The 8191-nt window shown below is 28.1% G+C and carries 8 protein-coding genes and 1 pseudogene; 2 read left to right on the forward strand and 7 right to left on the reverse strand.

Features of this window, described 5'->3' with window-relative positions:
• A pseudogene (locus ACERKK_RS08725) lies at positions 1 to 306 on the reverse strand (hypothetical protein); the annotation flags it as partial.
• A 92-nt stretch (positions 307 to 398) separates the two neighbouring features.
• On the opposite strand from ACERKK_RS08725, the gene ACERKK_RS08730 reads away from it, so the two are divergent.
• Positions 399 to 1448: a flagellar basal body P-ring protein FlgI gene (locus ACERKK_RS08730; RefSeq protein WP_373772697.1), complete on the forward strand. Its 1050-nt coding sequence runs from the start codon at positions 399 to 401 to the stop codon at positions 1446 to 1448.
• A 1-nt stretch (position 1449) separates the two neighbouring features.
• The gene (fliM, locus tag ACERKK_RS08735) at positions 1450 to 2544 is read left to right on the forward strand and encodes a flagellar motor switch protein FliM (RefSeq protein ID WP_373772698.1); all 1095 of its coding nucleotides are present in this window, start codon (positions 1450 to 1452) and stop codon (positions 2542 to 2544) included.
• Between the two features lie 12 nt (positions 2545 to 2556).
• On the opposite strand, the gene pyrC is transcribed toward fliM, so the two are convergent.
• The 6 genes from pyrC to ACERKK_RS08765 form a co-directional block, all read right to left on the reverse strand.
• Complete coding sequence (gene pyrC / locus ACERKK_RS08740) at positions 2557 to 3579, reverse strand: dihydroorotase (protein ID WP_373772699.1); 1023 nt, start codon at positions 3577 to 3579, stop codon at positions 2557 to 2559.
• Complete coding sequence (locus tag ACERKK_RS08745) at positions 3580 to 3918, reverse strand: P-II family nitrogen regulator (protein ID WP_373772700.1); 339 nt, start codon at positions 3916 to 3918, stop codon at positions 3580 to 3582.
• A gap of 53 nt (positions 3919 to 3971) precedes the next feature.
• Positions 3972 to 5159 carry an ammonium transporter gene (locus ACERKK_RS08750; protein ID WP_373772701.1) on the reverse strand — a complete coding sequence of 396 codons (1188 nt, stop codon included), beginning with the start codon at positions 5157 to 5159 and terminating at the stop codon, positions 3972 to 3974.
• A gap of 115 nt (positions 5160 to 5274) precedes the next feature.
• The gene (locus ACERKK_RS08755) at positions 5275 to 5613 is read right to left on the reverse strand and encodes a P-II family nitrogen regulator (protein ID WP_373772702.1); all 339 of its coding nucleotides are present in this window, start codon (positions 5611 to 5613) and stop codon (positions 5275 to 5277) included.
• A gap of 14 nt (positions 5614 to 5627) precedes the next feature.
• Positions 5628 to 6842 (reverse strand): ammonium transporter, encoded by a 1215-nt coding sequence (locus tag ACERKK_RS08760; protein WP_373772703.1) that lies wholly within the window; start codon positions 6840 to 6842, stop codon positions 5628 to 5630.
• 98 nt (positions 6843 to 6940) lie between these two features.
• Positions 6941 to 8191 (reverse strand): EAL domain-containing protein (locus tag ACERKK_RS08765; protein ID WP_373772704.1); only part of this gene is annotated, 1251 nt, incomplete at its 5' end.

An 8191-nucleotide genomic window follows, 5' to 3' on the forward strand; every position in this document is an offset into this window, starting at 1 on the left:
AGGAATTTCTGATAATGAATCAACTGACATATCTGCAATTCCATTATCAAATAAAAATTCTTGCTCTATTCCATCTTTAGGCAATAAAAATTTCATTTTTTGTGTTAATAAATTATTTTTTATTATTTTTTCATCATCAATTAAATAAATATCTTTAGGATTTTTTTGTATAGCATTTTTTAGGTCTTCAAGTTCAGACAAATCTTGAATCTTGCTATCCCCTAATTTAAATTTAATATTGGCATGTTCTAAAGTTTCGTGTATTTCTTTTTTAAAACTATTATTCCCATAAATATAGATATTCAAACTAGAACCCTGTAGTGATTTTATTATATTGATTATACCCTTTTTTATTAAATTTACGATAAAATAATATAAATTTAGAATAAGGTACCATATTGAGATATATTTTTTTAATGATTATTTGCTTTTCTTCTATGTACTCTCAAACAATAAAGGACATCTCAAATATTATTGGAATTAGAGATAACCAATTAATTGGCTATGGCTTAGTTGTAGGACTTGCAGGAACTGGTGACAAATCAAAGTTTACAATGCAATCTTTACAAAACTTACTTAGAAATTCATATATTAAAATTCCAGCTGGTTCAATTAATTCAAAAAATATTGCTGCTGTAATGGTTACTGCGAAACTTCCTCCTTTTTCAAGACAAGGTGATAAAATTAAAATCAAAGTTTCAACAATTGGTGATTCAAAATCAGTTGATCATGGTGAACTTTTAATAACTCAACTAAAAGGTGTTGATGGAAAAGTTTATGCTTTAGCTCAAGGAACAATTGTTGCAAATACAAATAATACTACAACTGGTTTTATTTATGAGGGTGCAACTGTTGAAAATGAGATTGATTATAATTTAAGAGATGAGGATTCAATAACACTGAGTTTATATAAAAGTTCTGCAAAAAATGCAGATATAATTGAAACAAAAATTAATAATAAATTTGGCAAAAGATTAGCAGTTGCCTATGATACAAGAACTATTGATGTGAAAAAACCAAAAGAGATTTCAATGGTTAAATTTATTTCAATGGTTGAAAGTATTCCTTTAGATTCAAGTTTCAAGAAGAAAATTATTATTGATATTAATAGAGAGTCAATAATTGCAGGTGCTGATATCAAAATATCACCTGTTACAATTGCTAGGGATTCTTTTACAATTAGGATTAAACAATCTCCATTAAACGACACGCAATGGAAAGATCCTAAACTAAATAAAGGTAAAGATATAGGTGATGATGTAAAAATTGCTGATGCACAAGCAGTTGACATTGATAATGCAATGATTAATACAAAAGCAGAACCTACTGTTTCTGATCTAGTGAGATCAATGAAAGTAATGAAATTACCAATGAGTGAGATTATTGATACCCTAAAAATGATAAAAGAAATGGGTGCAATTGATGTTGATTTTGAGATAAGAGGATAGAATGGCTGAATTTTTAAGTCAAGATGAAATTGATGCACTCTTAGATATTGCCGAACAAGGTGAAGATATTGATGAATCACCTACGGAAAAGATAGTTTCAAAAGAGAAAAACTACTCTATTTATGATTTTAAAAAACCTAATAGAATTTCTGCTGAACAATTTAAAGCATTTTCAGCAATGCATGATAAAATGCTAAGAGATTTTATTACTGATTTATCATCAATGTTAAGAAAAATTGTAGATGTAAAACTTTATTCAATTGAACAAATGACTTATGGAGAGTTTATTCTTTCTATTCCTCAAATTACTTCATTAAATACACTCTCTATTAAACCTATGGAAGGACGAATTGTAATTGAGTGCAACCCTGGTATTTCGCATAAGATTATTGCTGAATTATTAGGTTCAGGTGCAGTAAATACAAATGATAATCTTGATAGAGAATTAACAGAAATTGAAATTGAAATATTTGATCATTTTTATAAAATGTTTGTAAAAAATTTATATAGAACATGGGATGATATTTCAACACTAAATTTTAAAATAGAATCAAGAGATACAAATGCAAATGCTATTCAAATTATTTCTGATCATGAGATTGTTTTATTAGTTGTACTTGAAATTACAATTGATGAAGAATCAGGCTTTTTATCAATTTGTTATCCAATTTCTTATATTGAACCTTTATTAAATAAAATTGTTGAAAAAGTTTTTTCAGAAGGTAAAAATAGAAAATCAAGTAGAAAAAGAGATATTACAGCTTTAATTTCAGGTGCTAAAATGAAAGTTGATTCTATTATGGCAGAGGCTGAATTAACAGTTGAAGAGATATTAAATTTAAAAGAAGATGATGTTATTTTATTTAATAAAAATGCAACTTCTTCATCTGCAAAAGTTTATATTAATAAAAAAGAGAAGTTTTTAAGTATCTCTGGTATTTCAAATAATAGAAAAGCAATACAAATACAAACAAATCTTGATAAAGAGAAAATGGAAACTCTTGATATTTTAAGAGTGATGAGAGAAGAAAGATTAATAAAATCAAAAGAAGCCGCTGAAAACATCAAAAGACTTCTAGAGCAAAGAGGAACATAATTCCTCTTTATTTTAAGCTATACTCCAAGCAATTGTTTCACCTGCGTACATAGGAACTACATTTTCATCTTTATATTCATAAATAGATGGTACTTCAAAATCTTTTTTAACTAATTTAATAGTTTTTTTAACTGGTTTTAAACCATAAAAATTTTGTGCATTTAAAGAAACAAATGCATTTAAGTTATCTAAACTTTGATACTTATCAAATAATTCAGTTAGTACTTGTAAAGCAATTGGTGATGTAAATACACCAGCAGCACAACCACAACACTCTTTTTTATGTTTTGGATGAGGAGCTGAATCACTTCCAAACATTAATTTAGGATGACCTTTTAATGCTGTATTTAATAAAGCAGTTCTATCTTCAGGTCTTTTTGCGATTGGCTTACAAAATAAGTGAGGTTGTAATGCTCCACCTGCTACATCATCAAGCGTGATTAATAAGTGATGTAAAGTAACTGTTGCATATAAGTTATCATATTTATCAAGTAAATCAATAGCATCTTTTGTAGTAATATGCTCCATAATAATCTTTAAATCAGGAAAAGCAGAAGCAATTGATTCATAAATTGGCATAAACTCTTTTTCTCTATCCATTACAAAACCATTAGTTTCACCATGAATACATAAAGGGATTCCAAGCTTACTCATAGCCTCTAATGTTGGTCTTAAAACCTCAACATCCATTGAAGAAACACCAGTTTGAGAATTTGTAGTAATACCTGCTGGATATAATTTTATTCCAATAATATCATCTTTTACATCTTTTAAAAAATCATACGAATAAGTAGTTTGAAAAAACAAAGTTACATAAGGTTCAAAATCATCACCACTACATGCTTCTTTTATTCTTTGTTTATAACCTAATAATGCTTCTTTAGTTGTAACAGGAGGCACAAGGTTTGGCATTATTAGTGCACCTGAAAAAGTATTTGATGTTAAAGGTCCTACAAGTTTAAGCATATCACCATCACGTAAGTGAAGGTGCATATCTAAAGGTTCGTTTATCTCAAATGTATTAACAATACTCATCTAGATTGCTTCCTCATCTTCTTCACCTGTTCTAATTCTTACAATCTTTTCAATTGAAGATACAAAAATTTTACCATCACCAATTTTACCAGTTTTTGCAGATTCAATAATAAGATTAATAGTAGAATCCACGTCTTCATCTGAAACAATAAGTTCTAACTTAATTTTAGGAAGAAAATCTACAACATATTCAGCACCTCTATAAAGTTCACTATGTCCTTGTTGTCTTCCATAACCTTTTACATCAGATACAGTCATACCAGTAATTCCAGCCTCTGTTAAAGCATCTTTTACATCTTCAAGTTTAAATGGTTTTATTACAGCTTCAATTTTTTTCAATTTAAATCCTTTTTTTATTGTTTCTATTTTATCAAAATTATTTATAATTTGTATTAAAATGCACGTTTGAATTCTGGGTATGCTTCAAGACCACACTCTTCTACGTCTAAACCTTGCATTTCTTCATCATTTTCTGCTCTTAATGGCATAATTTTATTTATAATAAATAACACAATATATGATGAAACAAAAGCAAATACTGCAACTACTAAAATTCCTTTTAATTGTCCTAATAATGTAATATCGCTTCCATTACTTGCAAATAAACCAACTGCAATTGTTCCCCAAATACCATTTAATAAATGTACAGATAAAGCCCCTACTGGATCATCAAGTCGTAATCTATCAAAGAAAGATACACCAAATACTACAAGAGCTCCACCAATAGCTCCAATTAAAATAGGAGTATAAATATCATATAAATCAGGCCCTGCTGTTACAGCAACTAATCCACCTAAAGCACCATTTAAAATCATTGTTAAATCAAGTTTTTTATATTTAATATACATAATTACAGCAACAGTAATTGCACCCATTAAACCAGCTGTATTTGTATTCATAATAGTTAAAGCAACTGCATCTGCATTTTCTTTACTTGCTATTGAACCAACTGAACCACCATTAAATCCAAACCAACCAATCCATAATAAAAATGCACCTAATGTTACTAATGGAATATTTGAAGCAGGAATAACTCTAATTCCACCAGTTTTAGAATATCTTCCTTTTCTTGCACCAATTATCATAATTGCTGCTAATAATGCCCATCCACCAGTACTATGAATTACAGTTGAACCAGCAAGATCATACATTGATAATTCTAAAAAAGTATCTTTTAGGAAGTTTAATCCCCATGTTACATTTACAACTATTGGATATAAAACAGAAGCCATTATAATAGTAAAAAATGCAAGAGGAATAATTTTTGCTCTTTCACTTACCCCACCTGACATAATATTTACAACTTTTCCTACAAATGCCATTTGGAATAAAAAAGCTGCATATTTACTCATACTATCATTTGCTAATTCACCAAATGCAAATGAATATCCAATAAGTAAAAATGATAATGATGCAACTGCATAAATCAAAGTATTGATTGTAAGAACTGCAGTAACATTTTTTGTTCTAACAATTCCTGCTTCTAACATAGCAAAACCTGGAACCATAAATATGATTAGTGTCATTGCAAAGATTGCGTATAGTGTGTCTATTACGTAAGAGATTGATTCTGTACCCATAAATTATCCTTGTAAATTTTTATTTTACAATTATATAGGTACAGAAAATATTTTTTTGTAGATTTTTGTATATTAAATATACAATTTGAGAAATTTAATCCCAAATTGTATTTTTTTAGATAGCTTCGCTACCTCTTTCTTCTGTTCTAATTCTAACAACTTCATCTAAAGATGATACAAATATTTTACCATCTCCGATTTTTCCAGTTTTTGCTGAGTTTACAATTGCATTTATTGCAATGTCAACCATATCTTCATTTACTACTAAATCGATTTTGATTTTTGGTAAAAAATCAACTACATATTCAGCACCTCTATAAAGTTCACTATGGCCTTGTTGTCTACCATAACCTTTCACATCATATACACTCATACCTGTAATTCCAGCTTCAACTAAAGCTTCTTTTACATCTTCTAATTTAAAAGGTTTTATAATTACTTCTATTTTTTTCATATTTATCCTTTTACCTATGCTCTTTTAAATTCTGGATAAGCTTCTAATCCAGTTTCATGAATATCAAGACCATTTATTTCAGTCTCTTCATCAACTCTTAATCCAAAAATTAAATCTAATATTTTCCAAACAATGTAAGATGAAATAAATACAAATGCACCAATAACAACAATACCTTTTAATTGAGCTAGTACTGTAACTTCTGGATTAAAGATACCAACAGCTAATGTTCCCCAAATACCTGCAACTAAGTGAACAGATAAAGCACCAACTGGATCATCAATTCTAAGTTTATCCCATAAAGGAATAGCAAATACAACTAATGCACCACCAACGATACCTTCAATAAATGAAATAAGCATACCTAAATCAGGTCCTGCTGTTACAGAAACAAGTCCTGCTAAAGCACCATTTAAAACCATAGTTAAATCAACTTTTTTGTAAATTAGTTGAGTTAAAATAGCAGCCATTAAAGCACCAGCACAAGCAGCCATATTTGTATCAGCAATTACCATTGCAATTCCATCAATATCAGCTTTAGATCCAAGTGCTAATTGAGAACCACCATTAAATCCAAACCATCCCATCCATAAAATAAATGTACCTAAAGTTGCTAAAGTAAGGTTTGAACCAGGAATTGGTCTTACTTCACCATTTTTACCATATTTACCTTTTCTAGCTCCTAAGATAAGAACACCAGCTAAAGCAGCCCATCCACCAACACTATGAACAATAGTTGAACCAGCGAAGTCACTAAACCCAGCAATTACACCACCAAGCTCAGTTCCACCCCATGTCCAGTGTCCTTGAATTGGATAAATCACACCTGATAAAACAACAACAAAAATTAAGAATGGCCATAACTTCATTCTTTCAGCAATAGTTCCAGAAATTACAGAAGCTGCAGTTGCTACAAACACTACTTGGAAGAAGAAATCAGCCATTACAGGATAACCCATAGCTTCATTTGTTTTTCCACTTAACATTGCACCACTTCCAATAAATGCACTACCATCACCATACATAAAGTTGTATCCAACAAAATAGAACATAATACAAGAAATTGCAAATAATGCTATATTTTTTGTTAATACCGTAGCATTATTTTTTGTTCTTGTTAAACCAGCTTCTAACATAGCAAACCCTGCTGCCATCCACATTACTAGGATTCCTGCGAAAACGAATAGGAAACCATCTAATATATATTTTACATCTGCAAAATTTTCCATAAGACCCCTTTGTCAATTTATATACGAATATTATAAAACATATTAATTATTTTGTAAACACTTTATTGTATATTAAATATACAATTATGACTGTTATTTTATTTATGCTCTAAAACTAAATCTAAACAAAGAATATAGTTAATATTATTCTTTGTAAACTTCTTTGCAAATGTTTTGCAAATACTTCCTGTTGCATAAGATATATACTTATTACTTAAGAATATTCCTTTTTTTGATTCAAGTGTTATGTAGTAGTAATCTTTTAAATAATGTTCTTCGCCTTCTTTACTTGGCCTAAAGTGAACATTTAAATCACCTAAGATAAATGTATCATGAATTTGTTTGGAGCTTTGTTCATCTATTATATATATAGCTTCTATTTTTTTATTTAATAGTAATTCATTTTTTATAACTTCATTACAATCATTTATATCAGTGATTTTATCTATTAAGATTTTTGATAATAAATCATGTTCTTCTATACCTTTTCTTTTATTTTTAATTGTATTAATAGTATTTGTTCTAAAAATATTTCCTATTTCTACAATTTTTGAAATAATATATGAATTTTTAATATCATCAATTTGCGCTTGCGGTTTACTAAAGTAATATCCTTGATAGATATTTATTCCCATTTTCATTGCAATTAAAACAGTTTGTTGTTCTTCAACACCTTCTGCTAATACTCTAATACCTATATTGTGGCACATTTTTGATATTGCTTTTACTATCTCTTTATTAACTTGATTATTTTCAATATTATTAAATAAAGATTTATCAATTTTTATAATATTAGGTTTAATTAAATTAATCCTATCAAAAGTAGAGCTACCTGTACCAAAATCATCTAATGCAATTGAAAAACCAAGGTTTTTATAAAACTGTGAAAACTTCTTTAGAGATTCTGTATTTGTAATTTCATCCTCTTTTATTTCAAGCACAAAATTTATAAATGGTATTTCTAGTTCTTTTATTGTTTGAACAAATTTACTATTTTTTTCAATAAAACCTGTATTATTTATTAGTGTTGATTCAAAATTTAAAAAAAGAATAAAATTATTATCTTTTTTATAATATTCACTAAATTTTTTTATAGCTTTATTTCTAGTCATTACATCAAGTTCAAAACTAAGATTTTCTTTTTTTGCTAATTCAAATAATTTATCAGGAGGAATTATTTCTCCTTTATAGGTACATCTTGTTAAAGCTTCGAAGCCATAAACTTTTTTTGTACGTATAGATACAATTGGTTGAAAATATATTTCAATTAATTCATCATTTATAATATTTTTTATCATAATACACTTCTCCATTAGAATAAAAATTATATCTTTTTGAAAAAAATCAAG

The sequence above is a fragment of the Poseidonibacter sp. genome (genome assembly GCF_041821165.1).
Classification (GTDB): domain Bacteria; phylum Campylobacterota; class Campylobacteria; order Campylobacterales; family Arcobacteraceae; genus Poseidonibacter.